The sequence below is a fragment of the Streptococcus sp. oral taxon 058 str. F0407 genome, assembly GCF_000235485.1.
Lineage (GTDB): Bacteria > Bacillota > Bacilli > Lactobacillales > Streptococcaceae > Streptococcus.
Map to the genome: position 1 here is coordinate 286,269 of NZ_JH378887.1, position 20,414 is coordinate 306,682.

Annotated in this window: 19 protein-coding genes; 14 read left to right on the forward strand and 5 right to left on the reverse strand. The window is 42.1% G+C overall.

Going from position 1 to position 20,414, the window contains the following annotated elements:
* The first annotated feature begins 97 nt into the window (after positions 1-97).
* The 13 genes from HMPREF9184_RS02965 to HMPREF9184_RS03025 all read left to right on the forward strand — a co-directional run bounded on the left by HMPREF9184_RS02965 (position 98) and on the right by HMPREF9184_RS03025 (position 12,147).
* Positions 98-610 (forward strand): adenine phosphoribosyltransferase, encoded by a 513-nt coding sequence (locus tag HMPREF9184_RS02965; RefSeq protein ID WP_001049316.1) that lies wholly within the window; start codon positions 98-100, stop codon positions 608-610.
* Between the two features lie 186 nt (positions 611-796).
* Positions 797-1,741: a homoserine O-acetyltransferase MetA gene (gene metA, locus HMPREF9184_RS02970; protein WP_001122735.1), complete on the forward strand. Its 945-nt coding sequence runs from the start codon at positions 797-799 to the stop codon at positions 1,739-1,741.
* Between the two features lie 8 nt (positions 1,742-1,749).
* On the forward strand, positions 1,750-2,427 hold the full coding sequence (locus tag HMPREF9184_RS02975) for a DnaD domain-containing protein (RefSeq protein WP_000220741.1): 678 nt from the start codon (positions 1,750-1,752) through the stop codon (positions 2,425-2,427).
* A gap of 96 nt (positions 2,428-2,523) precedes the next feature.
* Positions 2,524-3,282: a triose-phosphate isomerase gene (tpiA, locus tag HMPREF9184_RS02980; RefSeq protein WP_000087891.1), complete on the forward strand. Its 759-nt coding sequence runs from the start codon at positions 2,524-2,526 to the stop codon at positions 3,280-3,282.
* Between the two features lie 180 nt (positions 3,283-3,462).
* A complete protein-coding gene (locus tag HMPREF9184_RS02985; RefSeq protein ID WP_000965824.1) occupies positions 3,463-5,199 on the forward strand; it encodes an ABC transporter ATP-binding protein in 1,737 nt (578 codons plus the stop codon).
* Between the two features lie 8 nt (positions 5,200-5,207).
* Positions 5,208-6,989, forward strand: coding sequence for an ABC transporter ATP-binding protein (locus HMPREF9184_RS02990; RefSeq protein ID WP_000857073.1), 1,782 nt, complete (start codon positions 5,208-5,210; stop codon positions 6,987-6,989).
* 149 nt (positions 6,990-7,138) lie between these two features.
* Complete coding sequence (locus tag HMPREF9184_RS02995; protein WP_000229894.1) at positions 7,139-7,657, forward strand: Dps family protein; 519 nt, start codon at positions 7,139-7,141, stop codon at positions 7,655-7,657.
* 210 nt (positions 7,658-7,867) lie between these two features.
* Positions 7,868-8,206: a zinc ribbon domain-containing protein YjdM gene (locus HMPREF9184_RS03000; protein WP_001061602.1), complete on the forward strand. Its 339-nt coding sequence runs from the start codon at positions 7,868-7,870 to the stop codon at positions 8,204-8,206.
* Between the two features lie 2 nt (positions 8,207-8,208).
* Entirely contained in the window at positions 8,209-8,832 is a 624-nt protein-coding gene (locus HMPREF9184_RS03005; RefSeq protein ID WP_000775202.1) for a Pr6Pr family membrane protein, read from the forward strand.
* Between the two features lie 112 nt (positions 8,833-8,944).
* A complete protein-coding gene (locus HMPREF9184_RS03010; protein WP_000816264.1) occupies positions 8,945-10,096 on the forward strand; it encodes an MFS transporter in 1,152 nt (383 codons plus the stop codon).
* 99 nt (positions 10,097-10,195) lie between these two features.
* The gene (gene truA, locus HMPREF9184_RS03015; protein WP_000199154.1) at positions 10,196-10,945 is read left to right on the forward strand and encodes a tRNA pseudouridine(38-40) synthase TruA; all 750 of its coding nucleotides are present in this window, start codon (positions 10,196-10,198) and stop codon (positions 10,943-10,945) included.
* A complete protein-coding gene (locus HMPREF9184_RS03020; RefSeq protein WP_000794793.1) occupies positions 10,935-11,708 on the forward strand; it encodes a bifunctional hydroxymethylpyrimidine kinase/phosphomethylpyrimidine kinase in 774 nt (257 codons plus the stop codon). Before truA ends, HMPREF9184_RS03020 begins: the two co-directional genes overlap by 11 nt.
* Positions 11,686-12,147 (forward strand): ECF transporter S component, encoded by a 462-nt coding sequence (locus HMPREF9184_RS03025; protein WP_000814962.1) that lies wholly within the window; start codon positions 11,686-11,688, stop codon positions 12,145-12,147. Before HMPREF9184_RS03020 ends, HMPREF9184_RS03025 begins: the two co-directional genes overlap by 23 nt.
* Positions 12,148-12,354: 207 nt before the next feature.
* Here the strand turns inward: HMPREF9184_RS03025 and HMPREF9184_RS03035 are convergent, their stop codons facing one another.
* The 5 genes from HMPREF9184_RS03035 to HMPREF9184_RS03055 all read right to left on the reverse strand — a co-directional run bounded on the left by HMPREF9184_RS03035 (position 12,355) and on the right by HMPREF9184_RS03055 (position 18,460).
* Entirely contained in the window at positions 12,355-13,437 is a 1,083-nt protein-coding gene (locus HMPREF9184_RS03035) for a M24 family metallopeptidase (protein WP_000040942.1), read from the reverse strand.
* 127 nt (positions 13,438-13,564) lie between these two features.
* Complete coding sequence (gene gatD, locus HMPREF9184_RS03040; RefSeq protein WP_000263184.1) at positions 13,565-14,347, reverse strand: lipid II isoglutaminyl synthase subunit GatD; 783 nt, start codon at positions 14,345-14,347, stop codon at positions 13,565-13,567.
* On the reverse strand, positions 14,347-15,690 hold the full coding sequence (gene murT / locus HMPREF9184_RS03045) for a lipid II isoglutaminyl synthase subunit MurT (RefSeq protein WP_000770015.1): 1,344 nt from the start codon (positions 15,688-15,690) through the stop codon (positions 14,347-14,349). Before murT ends, gatD begins: the two co-directional genes overlap by 1 nt.
* An 83-nt stretch (positions 15,691-15,773) precedes the next feature.
* Positions 15,774-16,979, reverse strand: coding sequence for a hypothetical protein (locus HMPREF9184_RS03050; protein WP_000517979.1), 1,206 nt, complete (start codon positions 16,977-16,979; stop codon positions 15,774-15,776).
* 164 nt (positions 16,980-17,143) lie between these two features.
* Complete coding sequence (locus HMPREF9184_RS03055) at positions 17,144-18,460, reverse strand: FAD-containing oxidoreductase (protein WP_000958919.1); 1,317 nt, start codon at positions 18,458-18,460, stop codon at positions 17,144-17,146.
* 350 nt (positions 18,461-18,810) lie between these two features.
* Here HMPREF9184_RS03055 and HMPREF9184_RS03060 point away from each other — a divergent pair, with 350 nt between their 5' ends.
* On the forward strand, positions 18,811-20,385 hold the full coding sequence (locus HMPREF9184_RS03060) for a DEAD/DEAH box helicase (protein WP_000671067.1): 1,575 nt from the start codon (positions 18,811-18,813) through the stop codon (positions 20,383-20,385).
* Positions 20,386-20,414: the final 29 nt, after the last annotated feature.

Here is a 20,414-nt window from a genome sequence, read left to right on the forward strand (position 1 = left end):
AACAAAATCATGGATTAGCAAATAAAAATCTTCTATTTCTTCTTTCACAGAAAATATGGTATAATAGAGAGTAAAAAACTTTGAAAGAAAGAAAATGATGAATTTAAAAGATTATATCGCAACGATTGAAAATTATCCCAAGGAAGGTATCACCTTCCGTGATATCAGCCCACTGATGGCAGATGGCAATGCCTATAGCTATGCTGTTCGTGAAATCGTTCAGTATGCAACAGACAAGAAGATCGACATGATCGTGGGACCAGAAGCCCGTGGTTTTATCGTCGGCTGTCCCGTTGCCTTTGAGTTGGGCATTGGATTTGCTCCTGTACGTAAACCAGGGAAATTACCACGTGAAGTGATTTCTGCTGACTATGAGAAAGAGTACGGTATTGATACCTTGACCATGCACGCGGATGCGATTAAGCCAGGCCAACGTGTTCTCATCGTAGATGACCTCTTGGCGACAGGTGGAACTGTCAAGGCAACCATTGAAATGATCGAAAGACTTGGTGGAGTTGTAGCAGGTTGTGCTTTCTTGATTGAACTTGATGAGCTTAAAGGCCGTGAAAAAATCGGAGATTACGATTACAAGGTGCTTATGCATTATTAATGAAAAACAGTCCTTGGGGCTGTTTTCTCTTCATCTGCTATATAAACAAACTATAGCTAGTTAGAGAAAAACTATAATTGAAAACTATATCTTCATACAGTATAATAAAAGGAAGAGAAGTTTGAAAGATTGTGCTTTCAAGCAGATAAAGCCATTCCCGAGATAGATGACTGTTAGGAGGGTATTATGCCGATTCGGATTGAAAAAAAATTACCAGCTGTTGAGATTTTAAGGACAGAAAATATCTTTGTCATGGACGACCAACGAGCTGCTCATCAGGATATTCGCCCCTTGAAGATTTTGATTCTAAATCTGATGCCCCAAAAAATTGTGACAGAAACGCAACTCTTACGGCATTTGGCTAATACACCTTTACAGTTAGATATTGATTTCTTGTATATGGAAACGCATCGTTCAAAGACGACCCGTGCCGAACATATGGAAACCTTCTATAAGACATTTCCAGAGGTCAAGGATGACTTTTTTGATGGAATGATTATCACAGGAGCACCAGTGGAACACTTGCCTTTTGAGGAGGTGGACTACTGGGAGGAGTTTAAACAAGTCATTGAATGGTCCAAGACGCATGTTTTTTCTACCCTGCATATCTGTTGGGGTGCCCAAGCAGGTCTTTATGCTCGCTATGGCGTTGAAAAACACCAGATGGATCAGAAACTGTCAGGCATTTACCCACAGGATACCTTGAAAGAGGGCCATCTTCTCTTTCGTGGTTTTGATGATCGCTATGTAGCTCCTCATTCTCGTCATACAGAAATCTATAAGGAAGAGATATTAGGAAAAACCAATCTGGAAATCCTCTCCGAGGGAGAAAAAGTCGGCGTTTCAATTTTAGCCAGTCGGGATCTTCGTGAGATTTATAGTTTTGGTCATTTAGAATATGACCGTGATACTCTGGCAAAAGAGTATTTTCGTGATTGTGAGGCAGGACTTAATCCTCACATTCCGGAAAATTACTTCAAAAATGATGATGTGAATGAGACGCCGTGTCTTTGTTGGTCTTCTTCAGCTGCTCTCTTTTTCAGTAATTGGGTTAACTATGCTGTTTATCAGGAAACTCCCTTTGACTGGAAAAAGGTAGAGGACGATGCGGCTTCATTTGGATATTTATAAGAGGAATTATGACATATTTTGACGCTTTTAAATCAGGGAACTTGGTTTTGCCAAGTGCCCTGCTCTTGCATTTTAAGGAACTCTTTCCTTCCAGTGATGATTTTCTCGTCTGGCAATTTTTCTATCTACAAAATACATCTGCTTTGGATGAGCTGTCACCAAGCCAAATCGCAGAAACTATTGGAAAAGAACTTGCAGATGTCAACCAATCCATTTCAAATTTGACTGAAAATGGTTTGCTACAATATCGAACGATTGAACTAAATGGGGAGATTGAGCTTATTTTTGATGCTAGTTTAGCTTTTGAACGCTTGGATAGCTTGTTGGATAGCCAAACTCCAGCTACAACTACCCCAAACCCGCAAAATCAATTGAAGGATTTAGTTGAGACTTTTCAGCAGGAATTGGGACGCTTGCTAACGCCGTTTGAAATCGAAGATCTTTCCAAGACTGTCAAAGAAGACGGGATCAAGGCGGATTTGATTACAGAAGCTCTCCGAGAGGCCGTTCTAAATGGCAAACCAAACTGGAAATATATTCAGGCAATCCTCCGTAATTGGCGTCATGAAGGCATCCAGTCTGTGGCTCAGGTGGAGGCTAAACGAGCTGAGAGAGAAGCAAACAATCCTAAACAAGTTCAAGCTTCAGCTGATTTTCTCGATGCCATGAATTTGTGGCAAGATTAATCACTTGAAAAATATTGAAAATTAGAGTAAGGTTTGCAAGCTCCTTATAAATATGATAAAATAATAGAAAATAAAATGAAAAAAGAGGTATGTGAAATGTCACGTAAACCATTTATCGCTGGTAACTGGAAAATGAACAAAAATCCAGAAGAAGCAAAAGCATTCGTTGAAGCCGTTGCCTCAAAACTTCCTTCATCAGACCTTGTTGAAGCAGGTATCGCAGCTCCAGCTCTTGATTTGACAGCTGTTCTTGCTGCTGCTAAAGGTTCAAACCTTAAAGTTGCTGCTCAAAACTGCTACTTTGAAAATGCAGGTGCTTTCACTGGTGAAACTAGCCCACAGGTTTTGAAAGAAATCGGTACAGACTACGTTGTTATCGGTCACTCAGAACGCCGTGACTACTTCCATGAAACTGACGAAGATATCAACAAAAAAGCAAAAGCAATCTTTGCAAACGGTATGCTTCCAATCATCTGTTGTGGTGAGTCACTTGAAACTTACGAAGCTGGTAAAGCAGCTGAATTCGTAGGTGCTCAAGTATCTGCTGCATTGGCTGGATTGACAGCTGAACAAGTTGCTGCATCAGTTATCGCTTATGAGCCAATCTGGGCTATCGGTACTGGTAAATCTGCTTCACAAGATGATGCACAAAAAATGTGTAAAGTTGTCCGTGACGTTGTAGCAGCTGACTTTGGTCAAGAAGTTGCTGACAAAGTTCGTGTTCAATACGGTGGTTCAGTTAAACCTGAAAACGTTGCTTCATACATGGCTTGCCCAGACGTTGACGGTGCCCTTGTTGGTGGTGCGTCACTTGAAGCTGAAAGCTTCTTGGCATTGCTTGACTTTGTGAAATAATCTAGGTTATTCCAGACAGACAGTCAAAAGTACCAGGTGACTTTGACTGCCTGTCTTGTTTTTACTTGGAGCATTCTTGTGAAAGAGGAATTTTTTCTAGTCTAGGAAAGTTCCTTAGGGAAAGAAAGGCGTGCAGATGCGCGCTCTTTTCTGTATCAAAAAGTTATGAAAGGAGGAGTTATGCTCTATATTTGGTCTTATTTGAAAAAATATCCCAAGTGGTTATTCTTGGATTTCTTTGGAGCGGTTTTCTTTGTTATCGTCAATCTTGGACTGCCAACTGTTCTGGCTCGGATGATTGATGAAGGTGTGAATAAAGGGAATGAACATCAATTGTATGTTTGGGCTGCTATCATGTTGGTGATTATCCTATGTGGAACCTTGGGGCGTATAGTCTTAGCTTATGCTGCTAGTAAGCTGACGACCAATATGGTCAAGGATATGAGGGATGATCTCTATGCCAAATTACAAGAGTATTCTCATCATGAATATGAAAAGATAGGAGTATCTTCACTGGTTACTCGTATCACCAGTGATGCCTTTGTTCTCATGCAGTTTGCAGAACAGACCTTAAAACTGGGTGTCATTACTCCCATGATGATGTTGTCTAGTATTTTAATGATCTTTTTGACCAGCCCGTCATTGGCTTGGATAGTAGCTTTTGCAGTACCTTTCTTGGCTGTGGTGGTTATTTATGTGGATGTCAAGACTCGCCCTTTGTCAGAGAAACAGCAGGCTACCTTAGACAAGATCAATCAATACGCTAGAGAAAATCTGATGGGACTCCGTGTCATTCGTGCCTTTGCTCGTGAGGAGTTTCAAGAGGAACGCTTTGCAGGGCAAAATGCGGTTTATGCAGCTAATTCCAATCGTCTGTTTAAATTAACTGGCTTGACAGAACCCTTGTTTGTTCAGATTATTATTGCCATGATTGTGGCTATTGTCTGGTTTGCTCTGGATCCTATCAAACAAGGTTCTCTTCAAATTGGGGATCTGGTAGCCTTTATCGAATATAGTTTCCACGCCCTCTTGTCCTTCCTTTTCTTATCTAGTCTCTTCACCATGTACCCTCGTACAGCTGTTTCGAGTGAACGCTTGAAAGAAGTCATGGATATGCCGATTTCTATTGATCCAAATGAAGGAGGCGTCAGAGAGACTGAAACTCACGGCTATTTGGAATTTGAAAATGTCACTTTTGCTTATCCTGGTGAGACGGAAAATCCTGTTTTGCACAACATTTCGTTCTGTGCTAAACCAGGTGAAACCATTGCCTTTATCGGTTCGACCGGATCTGGCAAGTCTTCTCTTGTGCAATTGATTCCTCGTTTTTACGATGTTACCCTTGGGAAAATCAAAGTAGATGGTGTCGATGTGAGGGATTATCGACTTAAGTCTCTTCGTCAAAAGATTGGATTTATCCCACAGAAGGCTTTACTCTTTACAGGAACCATCGCTGAGAATATTCGCTATGGGAAAGAAGACGCTAGTTCTGCAGACTTAAATCAGGCGGCAGATGTGGCGCAAGCCAAAGATTTTATCGATAGTCGAGACGAAGGATTTGCGACCCATCTAGCTGAAGGCGGAAGCAATCTTTCTGGAGGACAGAAGCAACGTCTATCAATTGCCCGAGCGGTTATAAAGAATCCTGATATCTATATTTTTGACGATTCCTTCTCAGCCTTGGATTATCGTACGGATGCCATTTTACGCCGTCGTCTCAAGGAAGTCACACAAAATGCTACAGTTTTGATTGTCGCTCAACGTGTCGGAACCATCATGGATGCGGACCAGATTATCGTTCTTGATAAGGGAGAAATCGTGGGTCGTGGTCGACATGAGGAATTGATGGAAACCAATGACATCTATCGTGAGATTGCTGAGTCGCAGTTGAAAAATGCATCTCTAACAGAGGAATAGGAGGAAATATGAAAACACAATCTAGTTTGGCTCGTTTGTGGAGCTATTTGAAAGCCTACCGTTTTTCTGTCTTCTTTGCAGCCTTTCTAAAAGTTTTAAGCGTAGTCATGAGTGTCTTGGAGCCTTTTGTATTGGGATTAGCCATTACGGAGTTGACAAAGAATCTCTTAGATATGGCTAATGGTCTTGCAGGCGCTCGTATCAATACTGGCTACATTGGAACTGTTTTAATCATTTACCTCTTTAGAGGTCTCTTGTATGAACTTGGGTCTTATTATTCCAACTATTTCATGACTAATGCGGTCCAGTCCATGACTCAGGATCTGCGAAATGAAATGACTGAAAAAATCAATCGTATCCCTGTATCCTTCTTTGACAAACACCAGTTTGGTGATTTATTGGGGCGCTTTACCAGTGATGTTGAGACAGTGTCAAACGCTCTTCAGCAGTCTTTCCTCCAAATTGTCAATGCCGTTCTGACGATTGTTCTCGTCATGGGAATGGTTTTATACTTGAACTTCCAACTGGCTATAGTGGTGATTCTATCCATTCCAGTGACCTATTTTGGTGCCAGAAGCATCCTGAAACGTTCTCAGCCTTATTTTAAAGAGCAGGCGGCTATTTTAGGACGGATGAATGGTTATGTGCAGGAAAATCTCACAGGTTTTAATGTCTTGAAGCTCTATGGTCGTGAGGAAACTTCTCATAAAGAATTTTCTAAGATTACAGACGATCTCCAACGTGTTGGTTTTAAAGCCAGCTTTATCTCTGGACTCATGATGCCAGCCCTTCATGCTGTATCGGACTTGACCTATCTGATTGTTGCAGTTCTTGGTGGTTTGCAAGTGATTGCGGGGCGTTTGACAGTGGGGAATATGCAGGCCTTTGTTCAGTACGTTTGGCAGGTCAGCCAGCCGATCCAAAACATCACACAACTTGCGGGTCAAATGCAAAGTGCCAAGTCTTCGTTAGACCGTATCTTCGACATCTTAGATGAGACAGAGGAATTCAAGGGAGAAGAACTCGAAATCCTTGAACCCTTAACAGGTCAGGTGACCTTCCAACATGTTGACTTCCAGTATGTTGAAAACAAGCCATTGATTCGAGACTTTAATCTGGAAGTTCAACCGGGAGAGATGGTGGCGATTGTTGGTCCTACTGGAGCTGGTAAGACGACCTTGATCAATCTGCTTATGCGCTTTTACGATGTCACAGCAGGCGCAATCTTGGTTGACGGGCAGGATATTCGCCAGTTGTCACGTCAAGACTACCGCCGTCAGTTTGGGATGGTCTTGCAGGATGCTTGGCTTTATGAAGGTACGATCAAAGAAAACCTACGTTTTGGAAATCTTGACGCCAGTGACGAGGAAATAATAGAAGCTGCCAAAGCAGCAAATGTAGACCACTTTATCCGAACTCTTCCTGGCGGTTACAACATGGAGATGAACCAAGAGTCAAGTAATATTTCCCTTGGGCAAAAACAACTCTTGACCATCGCGCGTGCTCTCCTGGCCAATCCTAAAATTCTTATTCTGGATGAAGCGACTTCCTCTGTTGATACCCGTTTGGAACTCTTGATTCAAAAAGCTATGAAACGCCTGATGAAAGGAAGAACCAGCTTTGTCATCGCTCACCGTCTCTCTACCATTCAAGAAGCAGATAAGATTCTCGTTCTTAAGGATGGTCAGATTATTGAGCAAGGAAATCATGAAAGCTTGCTCCAAGCAAAAGGCTTTTATTATGACTTGTACCAAAGCCAGTTTTCAAGTAAGTCTGGGCAATCAAGCTAATCAAAACGGTCTAGACTATTCTTAAATTATCAGTCTATTGCAACTTTTCTCAGATAGTACACTTTCCTTGCTATCATTTTCTGGTAGTAGTATACTTATACTATAACCACTAATAAGAAGGTTATAAAAAATAAAAAGAGGTAAGAAATATGGTTGAATTGAAAAAAGAAGCAGTAAAAGACGTAACAACATTATCTAAAACAGCGCCAGTAGCATTGGCTAAAACAAAGGAAGTATTGAACCAAGCAGTGGCGGACTTGTATGTGGCTCACATTGCCCTTCACCAAGTTCATTGGTATATGCGTGGCCGTGGCTTCCTGGTATGGCATCCAAAAATGGATGAATACATGGACAGTCTTGATGGCTATCTTGATGAAATCAGTGAACGTTTGATTACTCTTGGTGGAAAACCTTACTCAACTTTGACAGAGTTCCTTCAACACAGTGAAATCGAAGAAGAAGAAGGAGAATTCCGTAACGTTGAAGAAAGCTTGGAACGTGTTCTAGCTATTTATCGCTACCTCATCACTCTTTTCCAAAAAGCTTTGGATGTAACTGATGAAGAAGGCGATGATGTTACAAACGATATCTTTGTTGGGGCTAAGGCTGAACTTGAGAAAACAGTTTGGATGCTTACAGCAGAACTTGGACAAGCTCCTGGTTTGTAAGATATAGTTGCTACCCCTTTTATCATGAGGTGCTTGATAAGTGCCCATGACCAATCATCTTTTAGAAGTCATGTAACTGTAAAAAGGTGCATGACTTTTTTTGTCTGCTGGACTTAGGACACATTGTCAAAAGTAGGATTTTACGGTATAATAGTTGCTGTTCAATAATATATGAATTTCAAAGAATAATTGATATTTTAAGGAGGACTTATGAACAACTTACCAAATTGCCCAAAATGCAATTCAGAATACGTCTACGAAGACGGAAGTCTCTTGGTCTGCCCAGAGTGTGCCTATGAGTGGAACCCTGCAGAAGTTGCAGAAGTAGAAGAAGGTGTTGTTGCTATCGATGCCAACGGAAATAAATTGGTTGACGGTGATACTGTAACCTTGCTTAAGGACTTGAAAGTAAAAGGTGCACCTAAGGATTTGAAACAAGGAACTCGTGTTAAAAATATCCGTATCGTAGAAGGTGACCACAACATTGACTGTAAAATTGATGGTTTTGGAGCTATGAAACTCAAATCAGAATTTGTTAAGAAAATCTAGCCATGAAATTGAATTACAAATTTATCTTTTATAGTCGTGTGCTCTTGTTCTTAGCGGCATTTACAGGAGTTTATTTAGAGATTACCAAGCACGGTGGCTTTGGAATGCTCCTTTACTACACAGTATTGTCCAATCTTTTGGTAACGATTTTCACTGGCTATCTACTCCGTGTGATGAGCCGTTCAGGTGAAAATTGGCAAAGTCCAACCCTACTTCGTCTCAAAGGTGGCGTTACCATGAGTATCATGATTACTTGTGTGATTTATCATTTTATGCTTGCTCCGATTGCGACAGACTTTTACCGTGTGGAGAATTTCCTTTGTCACTATATCGTTCCACTCTGGTTTTTAGCCGATACCCTCTTCTTTGACAAACAGGGTCAATACAAGATCTGGGATCCAGTCTTGTGGACCATCTTGCCCTTGGTTTATATGATTTTTGCCTTGTTTAACGGCCTGGTCTTAAAACTCAATATTCCGAATTCCAAGGACAATCCCTTCCCTTATTTCTTTTTAAATGTGAACAAGGGTTGGGACGTGGTCATAAAATGGTGTTTGATCATTTTTGCAGCTTATATGGTTGCGGGCTTTATCTTTTACTTGATCAAGCAAATCAAGCGAAAATAGTCTTCCTATTAGGAAAGTTAGGACGGAGTCTCTAGTTCAATCGGGCTCCTTCTTTTCTTGCCATCTTCCTTTTAAAAAGGTCAACAGTGAGAAAAATATAGAAAGAAAATTCATGAAACAATATTTAGAACGGGCTAGTATCTTGGCCCTCTCCCTCGTTTTGATTACCTCCTTTTCCATATCAAGTGCTCTGCCAGCTATGTTTGACTACTATCAAGGCTATCCCAAAGAACAAATTGAGCTTCTGGTCAGTCTTCCTTCTTTTGGAATTATGATCATGCTGGTCTTAAATGGTGTTTTGGAGCGTTTGTTTCCTGAGCGTCTTCAGATTAGTCTAGGGCTCCTCATCCTCTCTATCGGGGGAACAGCCCCTTTCTGGTATCAGGATTACAACTTTGTCTTTGCGATGCGGATTTTATTTGGCTTGGGTGTTGGGATGATCAATGCCAAGGCCATTTCCATCATTAGCGAACGCTATCATGGAAAGACACGGATTCAGATGTTGGGCCTCCGCGGATCAGCAGAAGTTGTCGGGGCGTCGATTTTGACTCTAGTGGTAGGTCAACTCTTATCCTTGGGATGGACAGTGACCTTCTTGACCTACAGTGCGGGATTCTTAGTGTTGATTCTTTATCTGCTCTTTGTTCCTTATGGGAAAGAAAAGAAAGAAACAAGGAAAAAAGAGACCGAAACGACTCGTTTGACAGGACAGATGAAAGGCTTAATTTTTCTATTGGCTATCGAAGCAGCAGTTGTTGTCTGTACCAATACAGCTATCACCATTCGTATTCCTAGTCTGATGGTGGAAAGAGGTCTAGGGGATGCCCAGTTATCGAGCTTGGTTTTAAGTATCATGCAGTTGATTGGGATTGTGGCAGGTGTGAGTTTTTCTTTCTTTATCTCTCTGTTTAAAGAAAGGTTGCTCCTTTGGTCAGGTATCACCTTTGGATTGGGGCAGATTGTGATTGCCTTGTCTCCGTCATTGGGTGTGATGGTAGTTGGAAGTATTGTGGCAGGTTTTTCCTACAGTGTGGCCTTGACCACTGTCTTTCAGCTTCTTTCTGAAAGAATCCCAGCCAAGCTCCTTAATCAGGCAACATCTTTTGCAGTGCTAGGATGTAGCTTTGGAGCCTTCACGACACCTTTCATTCTTGGAGCGATTGGCTTGGTAGCTCAAAACGGTATGTTGGTCTTCACCATTCTAGGCTGCTGGTTGATTGTCACTTCTATCTTTGTTATGTACGCACTTCAAAAGAGAGCTTAGGAATGGTTTCCTAAGTTTTTCTTTCTGGGAATTTTGTACCCAGACAATTAATGGTTTTTAAACTTGTTTACACTTTTATTTCTTGATAAAATAGAAGTTATGACAAGATATAAAGCAATTATTTCCTATGACGGCTATGCCTTTGCTGGTTTTCAGCGCCAGCCTCATGCGCGGAGCGTTCAAGAGGAAATCGAAAAAACGTTAACCAGATTAAATAAGGGGCAAGCCGTCACTATTCACGGTGCTGGTAGGACGGATAGTGGGGTTCATGCTCTTGGTCAGGTCATTCATTTTGATCTGCCCTATCAGATGGATGAGGAAAAACTCCGTTTTGCTCTGGATACCCAGTCTCCTGAAGATATCGATGTGATTTCAATTGAGCTTGTGGCGGATGATTTTCATTGCCGTTATGCAAAACATAGCAAGACCTATGAGTTTATCGTGGATAGAGAGCGCCCCAAAAATCCGATGCGCCGTCACTATGCTACTCACTTTCCCTATCCGCTTGATGTGGAGCGGATGCAGATGGCAATCAAAAAGCTAGAGGGAACCCATGATTTCACCGGTTTTACAGCATCTGGAACCAGTGTAGAGGACAAGGTTCGGACCATTACAGAAGCGAGTTTAACAGTCGATGAGACAGGCCAGTTTTTGACCTTTACCTTTTCAGGAAATGGTTTCTTGTATAAGCAGATTCGCAATATGGTGGGGACGCTGCTCAAAATCGGAAATAATCGTATGCCAGTTGAGCAGATTGACCTGATCTTGGAGAAGAAGGACAGGCAACTTGCGGGTCCCACTGCGGCACCAAATGGCTTGTATTTAAAGGAGATTCGTTATGAAGAATAATCGTATTTTGGCACTTTCTGGAAATGATATTTTTAGTGGTGGTGGTTTGTCAGCCGATCTTGCTACCTATACCTTGAACGGCTTGCATGGCTTTGTAGCAGTGACTTGTTTGACAGCCTTGACAGAAAAGGGCTTTGAAGTCTTTCCAACTGACGACGTTATTTTTCAACATGAGTTGAATAGCTTGCGTGATGTCGAGTTTGCGGGGATTAAGATTGGCCTTCTCCCTACTGTCAGTGTAGCTGAGAAAGCATTGGACTTTATTAAGCAACGCCCTGGAGTGCCTGTGGTACTGGACCCCGTCTTGGTTTGCAAGGAAACGCACGATGTGGCAGTCAGCCAACTCTGTCAAGAGTTGATTCGCTTTTTCCCTCATGTCAGTGTGATTACGCCAAATCTTCCTGAAGCAGAATTGTTAGCGGGCCAAGAGATCAAAACCTTGGAAGAGATGAAAGCTGCAGCGCAGAAATTGCATGATTTAGGAGCGCCAGCAGTCATTATCAAGGGAGGCAATCGCCTTAGTCAGGACAAGGCTGCAGATATCTTTTATGATGGACAAACCTTTACAGTTCTAGAAAATCCTGTTATCCAAGGCCAAAATGCTGGCGCAGGTTGTACCTTTGCCTCAAGCATTGCCAGTCACTTGGTTAAAGGTGATGAACTTTTACCAGCAGTAGAAAGTTCTAAAGCTTTCGTTTACCGTGCTATTGCACAAGCAGATCAATATGGAGTAAGACAATATGAAGCAAACCAAAACAACTAAAATCGCCCTTGTATCCCTCTTAACCGCCCTTTCTGTGGTTCTAGGTTATTTCTTAAAAATTCCAACACCAACAGGTATTCTAACTCTCTTAGATGCGGGTATCTTCTTTGCAGCCTTCTACTTTGGCAGTAAAGAAGGGGCTGTCGTTGGAGGACTAGCAGGTTTCTTGATTGACCTCTTATCAGGCTATCCACAGTGGATGTTCTTTAGCTTGATCAACCATGGCTTGCAGGGATTTTTCGCAGGATTTAAAGGAAAATGGCAATGGCTAGGCCTTATCTTAGCTACTATTGCGATGATAGGAGGCTACGCCTTGGGTTCAACTTTGATGAATGGATGGGCAGCAGCCCTACCAGAAATCCTACCAAACTTCCTGCAAAATATCGTGGGAATGGTTGTAGGGTTTGTGCTTAGTCAAAGTATTAAGAAAATTAAGTAAAGCGGCTGGAGAAAAGTTCTAAAAATCAGAAAACGCATAATATCAAGTGTTGAAAAACCTTGATACTATGCGTTTTATTGTGGGAAGATTTTATACTCTTCGAAAATCAAATTCAAACCGCGTCAACGTCGCCTTGCCGTACTCAAGTACAGCCTGCGGCTAGTTTCCTAGTTTGTTCTTTGATTTTCATTGAGTATTAGATGAATATTAATCAAAATAAAGCAAGTCTTTGCTGGTGCTTGTAAAGAGGTCAAAGCCATCCTTGGTAACAACACCACAGTCTTCGATACGAACGCCGACTTTACCAGGGATATAGATACCTGGTTCAACAGAGAAGCACATGCCTTCTTCGATGACCATGTCATTTCCTTCCATGATAGATGGGAATTCGTGGACATCCATACCGATACCGTGACCGAGACGGTGGTTGAAGTACTCACCGTAACCAGCTTTTTCGATGACTTCACGGGCAGTGCGGTCTACTTCATGAGCAGTCACACCAGGTTTGATAAAGTCAAGAGCAGCTTGTTGGGCTTCAAGGGTCAAGTTGTAAATATCTTTCTTGAATTGGTCTGGTTTTCCGACAGCGACTGTACGAGTCATATCTGATGCGTAGCCATTGACCATAACACCCAGATCAAAGAGGAGAAGGGCATCTTTTTCGACCTTGTTTGCACCAGGAATTCCGTGTGGATTTGCAGCGTTATCGCCAGTCAAGACCATGGTATCAAAACTCATTTCATAGCCTTCACGTTTTAAGGCAAAGTCGATTTGTGCAATGATATCTGTCTCTGTTTTATCAAGAGAGATATTGTCAAAACCAACTTTTACAGCTTTATCAGCATAGAGACCTGCAACCATCATTTTTTGCACTTCGTCAGCTGATTTGATGAGGCGCATGCGTTGGATGCGAGGAGTGAGGTTTTCAAACTCAGCAGTTTCAAAGACTGTTTTCAAGCCATGGTATTTGGTCAAGATGAGATTGTCAAACTCAACAGCAACACGTTTGAAGTCGTGCTGAGGCAAAGCATTTTTGATTTTTTGCCATGGATTTTCAGAGTCCACATAGCCCACTACTGGGAAGGAAACAGTGCTGGTTGCACGCTTCACTTCAAGGGCTGGGACAAAAAGGAGAGGTTCCCGGTCCGCTAGGACAAAGAGGAACATTTGGCGTTCATGAGGGTCACTGTAAAAACCAGTGAGGTAATTAATAGTGACGGGGTCAGATACGACAGCGACGTCTAGTTTTTCTGATTCAAGATATGTTACGATTTGTTGTAATTTAGACATATGCTACCTTCTTTCTACCCCTCTATTTTGGCAAAAAAAGAGAGAAAATGCAAGAGAGAAGGGTAAAAGAGCAGGCAAAAAGAACTCCGACAAGATAGGGGAGTTCTTTGGTCTAGTTTTCCTTAGTTTAAGAAAAGTCAGCCTTGCTTTTCACGTCACGGTATTCTTCAGCGATTTCTTGACTGAGAATGTCGTCATAGGCAGGGAGTTTGATGTCCTGACCGTATTTTTTTCGGAGGGCAGTAGTGACTAGACGATAAGCTAGATTGGCATTACGAGAGAGGATAGGTCCGTGGAAGTAGGAACCAAAGACATTCTTATAATGAACCCCTTCGCCGATCTTTTCTTCGTTATTTCCATTTCCATAGACAACCTGACCCAGTGGTTTTTGGTCATCAGAAAGGAAGGTACGTCCCTGGTGATTTTCAAAGCCATAGTAGGTCTCATCGAATTCGTCATTGTGAATCTTGATGTCGCCGATAAAGCGGTTATTGGTCTGGTTGAGCGTATAGTGGCCCATGACCCCTAGACCTTCGATGCGCTTGCCTGAAGCTTCAACATAATATTGCCCCAATAATTGGAAACCACCGCAGATAGCTAGAACAACACCGTTGTTTTGGATGTAGTTGTCAATGCTCTCTTTTTTAGCAGGAAGGTCGCCTGCGATGATACTTTGTTCAAAGTCTTGCCCCCCACCGAAAAACGCTATATCGTAGTGATTTTCGTCAAAGTCATCATGGAGAGAAACGATGTCAACCGTCACATGAGCACCCAGTTTTTCAGCCACATACTTGAGCATGAGGATGTTTCCATTATCCCCATAGGTATTCATGAGGTTTCCGTAGAGGTGGGCGATGTTGAGCTGATAAGGGTAGTTGCTAGCTTTTGAGGAAAGTGAAGTATAAACCATCAGTTCATCTCCTTTCTAACAATCTGACGACTAGCCAGCAGTTCGCGGAATTCCAGCATAGCAGTATAAGTAGCCAGGATATAGGCATGTTTGCAGTCCTGGTTCTCAATGGTCTTGAGAACTTGCTCCAGATTGCTTGTCTCAGTGATTTTATCAGCAGGGTAGCCAGTCACACGAAGACGACGTGCGATTTCAGAATGACGGACACCGCCAGCATTGATTTCAGGAATGTCCATGTCAGTGATCTGTTCAAAGTCAGCATCCCAAATCCAACTAGTATCAATCCCATCTGCATAGTTGGCGTTGAGAAGGACAGATAGGCTAAATGGATAAGGAGCTAGTTTAATCATCTCGATGGCTTGAGTTGCACCGACTGGATTCTTAATCAAGACGAGAGTACATTCCTTGTCGCCGATATGGAATGTTTCCTGACGACCAAAGACAGCACGGCTCTTATCAAATCCTTGCTTGATTCGTTGCGAATCTGCACCGAGGAAACGGGCAATGGCAACCGCAGCTAGCGCATTGTAGATGTTGTAGAGTCCACCGATTTGGATTCCGTATTCTTGTCCGTCAATGATAAAGCGGGAGCGATTGTTGGTCAACTCAACCAATTCTGTCAGACGGTAGTCCAAGTCAGGTCGTTTGCAACCACAATTTTCACAAATATAGGCACCCAAATTGGCATAGGTATTGTGCTCATATTTGAGGATGCCTTGACAGTCGGGGCAGAGAATCCCTTCGGTATTGTAGTGAGCAAGCTTTGCTGGACCTTTTTCCAAGTCAAAACCAAAATACTCTACAGGATTTGGAATAGCTGGTTTGTAGAAAAGTGGACTGTCACCATTGAGGAGAACAGTAGCCGTAGGCACCTTACGGATGGCATCCAAAATCATGTTATAAGTTGTGTAAATCTCACCATAGCGGTCCATCTGGTCACGGAAAATGTTAGTGATGACAAAAAGGCTAGGATGGATGTAGTCACAGATGCGAGATAGGCTGGCCTCATCAATTTCGAGGACGGCAATGTTTTTTCCAGTTTTAGAGGATTTGGCAGTCAAGAAGGTTGTTGTAATCCCTGTGATCATGTTGGCACCACTAGGATTGGTTAGAACCTGACCGTAGACCTCTTTTAGAATGCCGACAGTGAGAGCAGTTGTCAGGGTTTTCCCGTTGGTTCCAGTGACCACGACAATCTCGTAGTTCTTAGCTAGATTTTGTAAAATATCTTTATCAAATTGAAGGGCGAGTTTTCCTGGGAGCGTACTTCCTCGGCCAAGACGGCTCAAGATGAAGTGGGAAGAACGCCCGGCAAGAAGGCCCAAAGTAGTTTTTAATTTCATGTTTCTATTATATCATAAAAGAAAGAAAAGACAGATCTGAGATTTCGCAGAAACAAAAACAGCCCGATGAGGGCTGTGAGTGATTAGTTTTGAAACCAAGTTGCGATTGGAAAGTCGTTTTGCTTCAGTTCCAGTTTTGTTTTGGTTAGAAGTTGACCATTTTCTAATGAATACAATAACAAATGTTGATTGGTTACGACCAATATCTTGTTTGTCAAACTTGTATCGATGTGTATTATCTCTTCTGTAGAGTCAGGCAAATCTTTTCTGACATTAATCAGATAGCTGGATTCATCAGAGAGATTGACAATAGATAAGGCACAGCGATCATTTCCATCCGCCTCATGTTTTACAATCAATCGGTCTTCTTTCGGTGTTTTATAAAGAAGATTTGGGTTGTCCTCTGGTAGCTTGATGAAGTGCTTTTCCTTACTAGACAAGTTCATGACAAGTATGCGATTGTCTGGATCCTTGGAGAAAGTTTCTGTATTTCGAGTATAAGCAACGCTACTGTAATAATTGTCACCGATTAATTCAGAAGAAGTCAACATTTCAACGATCTTTCCTTCGCTTGTCAGAGGTGTGCGAGACAATTCCTTTAGTTGGTCATTTTCGTCCAATTCAACTAAATAGCCATCAAACACTAAAGTGGGTCGTTGACGAGACTCATCGTGAAATCCCAGACCAAGGTAGAGGCGATTCCCTCTTCCATGAAACTGGATTGGAAAGGAAGTGGATTCGGAGAATGTTTTCTGAGTAATCAGCTTTCCTGATATGTCAAACATACTGAGCACTCCATCCTCAGTTGTAGTTTGGCCTGTGTAGAAGAATTTATCTGATACTCCAGCTCCCGAATAAGCATAGAAGGGAGTTGAAGTTTTCCGGATGTCCCCTGTCTGAAAGTCAAGGGATACAATGTTCTGAGTGGATGCCTTCCCTCTGGTATTTCCAGACGAAAAGACGAGATAGCGATTGTCAAACCGTCCCTGAGGAAACCAGAAATTGACATCTTCTGCAATGGAGACATCCTCAGTCTTCATGAGCTGAAACTGATCGTTTTGCAACTGATAACTTTGAATGGATTTCGAATTGACAAGGTAAAAATTAGTCGCTTGATTGACTGTGAATCGCTGTTTTTGAGGTGAAATCAAGCGAAAAAGCATCCAGAAAAGTAGGAGAAAAATGAAGACTATACTGACACAGAAAACCAGTGTTTTTATAGCCGTACTTTTTCCTTTGGATAGAAAGGAAAAAGGAGTGTGTTTTGGTGGTTTAACTTGCTTTCCCATGTGACTAGCCTCCTTTTTGAACAGAAAATGAAGACAACATCCTACACTTATATTATAAACTTTTACAGCTAAAAGCACAAATAATCTTGCAAGGAAACGATAGACTGGATAGAAAAAGACAAACACCAAAATGGATGCTTGTCTTGTGGAGAATATCTGAAATCTTAAATCGCAAACAAGTCATTCAAGTTCTCAGCCAAGGTTGGGTGAGTGAAGATCTGTTTTGTGAAGTAAGTGTAAGGAATCTTGTTGTCCATAGCAACAGTGATGATGTTGATGATTTCTTGAGAACCTTCTGAGAAAATGCTTGCTCCAAGAATTTCTTTGGTTTCAGTATTAACAACAGCTTTGAAAGCTCCACGAAGGTCTCCGTTTACGTGACCACGAGGCATTGCTGCAACAGGGATTTCCTTCACAGCGTATGGAAGTTTCAAATCAGCTGCTTGGCTTTCGGTCAAACCAACTTGAGAAAGAGCTGGTGTGATGAACATGGTGTTTGGCACATTGAGACGGTCTTCAAGTGTGTAGCTGCCATCTCCAGCAAGGTAGCTGTAAACAACACGGAAGTCATCAAGTGAAATGTAAGTAAATTGAGGTCCACCGTTGACGTCCCCAACTGCAAAGACACCAGGAACGTTTGTTTGACAGTGTTTGTCGACCTTGATAGCACCACGCTCAGTTAGTTCAATATCCGTATTTTCAAGTTGAAGTGGTTCTACATTCGGTTTGCGTCCAGTTGCGTAGAGAAGGGCATCGAAACGGTAGGTTTCATTTTCAGTTACGACAAGCACTTGATCACCGTCGTTTTTGATTTCAGTAGTACGGATGTTTTGAAGCAATTCAATACCATCTTCTTCCATGTATTGTTTAGCAAGAGCTGCGATGGAAGGTTCTGCACGAGGTAGGAAAGTATCCAAGGCATCTAGCACTGTGACCTTGCTACCAAGTTTGTTGTAGAGTCCTGCAAATTCAAGACCGATGTTTCCGCCACCAAGGACTCCCAGTTTTTCAGGCAATTTATCCAAGTTTTGGATACCTGTTGAGTCAAAGACATTCTTGCTTGTAGCAAGTCCAGGGATAGGTAAGACGTTAGAAACTGCCCCAGTGTTGATGACGATTGTTTCAGCAGTCAGTTCTTGCTTTTCGTCACCCGCTTGGATTTCGATGACTTTATTTGAAAGGAAGTGAGCTTCCGCATCAAAGATATCCACGCCTGTACCAGCAACAGTAGCGTAGTTTTTACCGTTGAGGCGACCAGTAATCATGTTTTTGGTAGCAATGATTTCTTCAAAAGACAAGTCTTTCTCAGCAGCAACTAGCAAAGTCTTAGTTGGGATACAACCAATGTTGATACAAGTTCCACCGTACATAGCTTTACTACGTTCAACAAGGGCAACTTTTTTGCCAGCTGAAGCCAATTTACCAGCTAGTGTTTTCCCTGCCTTACCAAACCCAATAACGATTAAATCATAAGTTAACATTTAGAATTCCTCCTATTCGTTTTTCATTCTAGCATAAGAAAAAAACTTTTGCACAATTCTGCTACGGGAAACAAAGTGAGTTTGAAATGGTCTCTTCAAACCCTCTAATAAATAAGTTTCAGCTTGCTTTACTGTTAGAAAACCGTTTACATGATTTTATAAATGAATTCTACTATCTTTTGCCCCTTTCTTGTGTTATACTAGATAGGTTGCAAAGAAACTCGTACTTTTCTTTCGTGGAAAAGAAGCAACACGGTATCTCATACTAAAATGAAGATACATCATGAAAAGAAAAGTATATACTAAGCGCTATAGGATGGCTTCGCACCATCTTTAGAAAGAAGAAAAACGTGAAATTTAATGAATTTAACTTGTCTGCTGATTTGCTAGCAGAGATTGAAAAAGCTGGATTTGTAGAAGCAAGTCCCATCCAAGAGCAGACCATTCCATTGGCTCTTGAAGGAAAAGACGTTATCGGTCAAGCCCAGACTGGTACAGGGAAAACCGCGGCCTTTGGCTTGCCAACCCTTGAAAAAATCCGTACAGAAGAAGCAACTATTCAAGCCTTGGTCATCGCTCCAACTCGTGAACTGGCTGTTCAAAGTCAAGAAGAACTCTTCCGCTTTGGTCGTAGCAAGGGAGTGAAAGTTCGCTCAGTTTACGGTGGTTCAAGCATTGAAAAACAAATCAAGGCCCTTAAATCGGGTGCCCATATCGTTGTAGGAACACCAGGCCGTCTCTTGGATTTGATCAAACGCAAGGCTTTGAAATTGCACGATATTGAAACCCTTATCCTTGATGAAGCGGATGAAATGCTCAACATGGGTTTTCTTGAAGACATCGAAGCTATTATCTCGCGTGTCCCTGAAAGTCGTCAAACTTTACTCTTTTCAGCAACCATGCCAGATGCTATCAAACGTATAGGTGTTCAATTTATGAAAGAGCCTGAGCATGTGAAAATTGCTGCTAAGGAATTGACAACAGAATTGGTGGACCAATACTATATCCGAGTTAAGGAACAAGAAAAATTTGATACGATGACCCGTCTCATGGATGTGGAACAGCCTGAACTTGCTATCGTATTTGGTCGTACCAAACGTCGTGTGGATGAATTGACTCGTGGACTTAAAATCCGTGGCTTCCGTGCAGAAGGAATTCATGGTGATTTGGACCAAAACAAACGTCTTCGTGTCCTACGTGATTTTAAAAATGGCAATCTCGATGTTTTGGTTGCGACGGACGTAGCAGCGCGTGGGTTGGATATTTCAGGTGTGACCCATGTCTACAACTACGATATTCCACAAGATCCTGAAAGCTATGTTCACCGTATCGGTCGTACAGGTCGTGCTGGTAAGTCAGGTCAGTCCATTACTTTCGTAGCTCCAAACGAAATGGGCTATCTCCAAATCATCGAAAACTTGACCAAGAAACGCATGAAAGGTCTTAAACCTGCAAGTGCAGAGGAAGCCTTCCAAGCTAAAAAGCAAGTGGCGCTCAAGAAAATTGAACGTGATTTCGCAGACGAGACCATTCGTGGAAACTTTGAGAAATTTGCTAAAGATGCTCGTAAGTTAGCTGCCGAATTTAGTCCAGAAGAATTGGCTATGTATATCTTGAGTCTGACTGTCCAAGATCCTGACAGCCTTCCGGAAGTTGAGATTGCACGTGAAAAACCACTGCCATTTAAACCATCAGGTAATGGCTTCGCTGGCAAAGCTAAGGGAGGTCGAGTAGGCCGTCGTGGAGACGAGCGTCGAGATCGTGATCGCCGTGGCAATGGTCGTCGTGATGAGTTCAAAAAAGGTAGTCGTGGAAACGATCGTTTTGATAAGGAAAAACGTTATCGTAAGGATAATAAAAAACCACGCAACACTTCAAGCGAAAAGAAAACAGGCTTTGTTATTCGTAACAAAGGTGATAAATAGGAAAAAGCGATTCACATTGTGAATCGCTT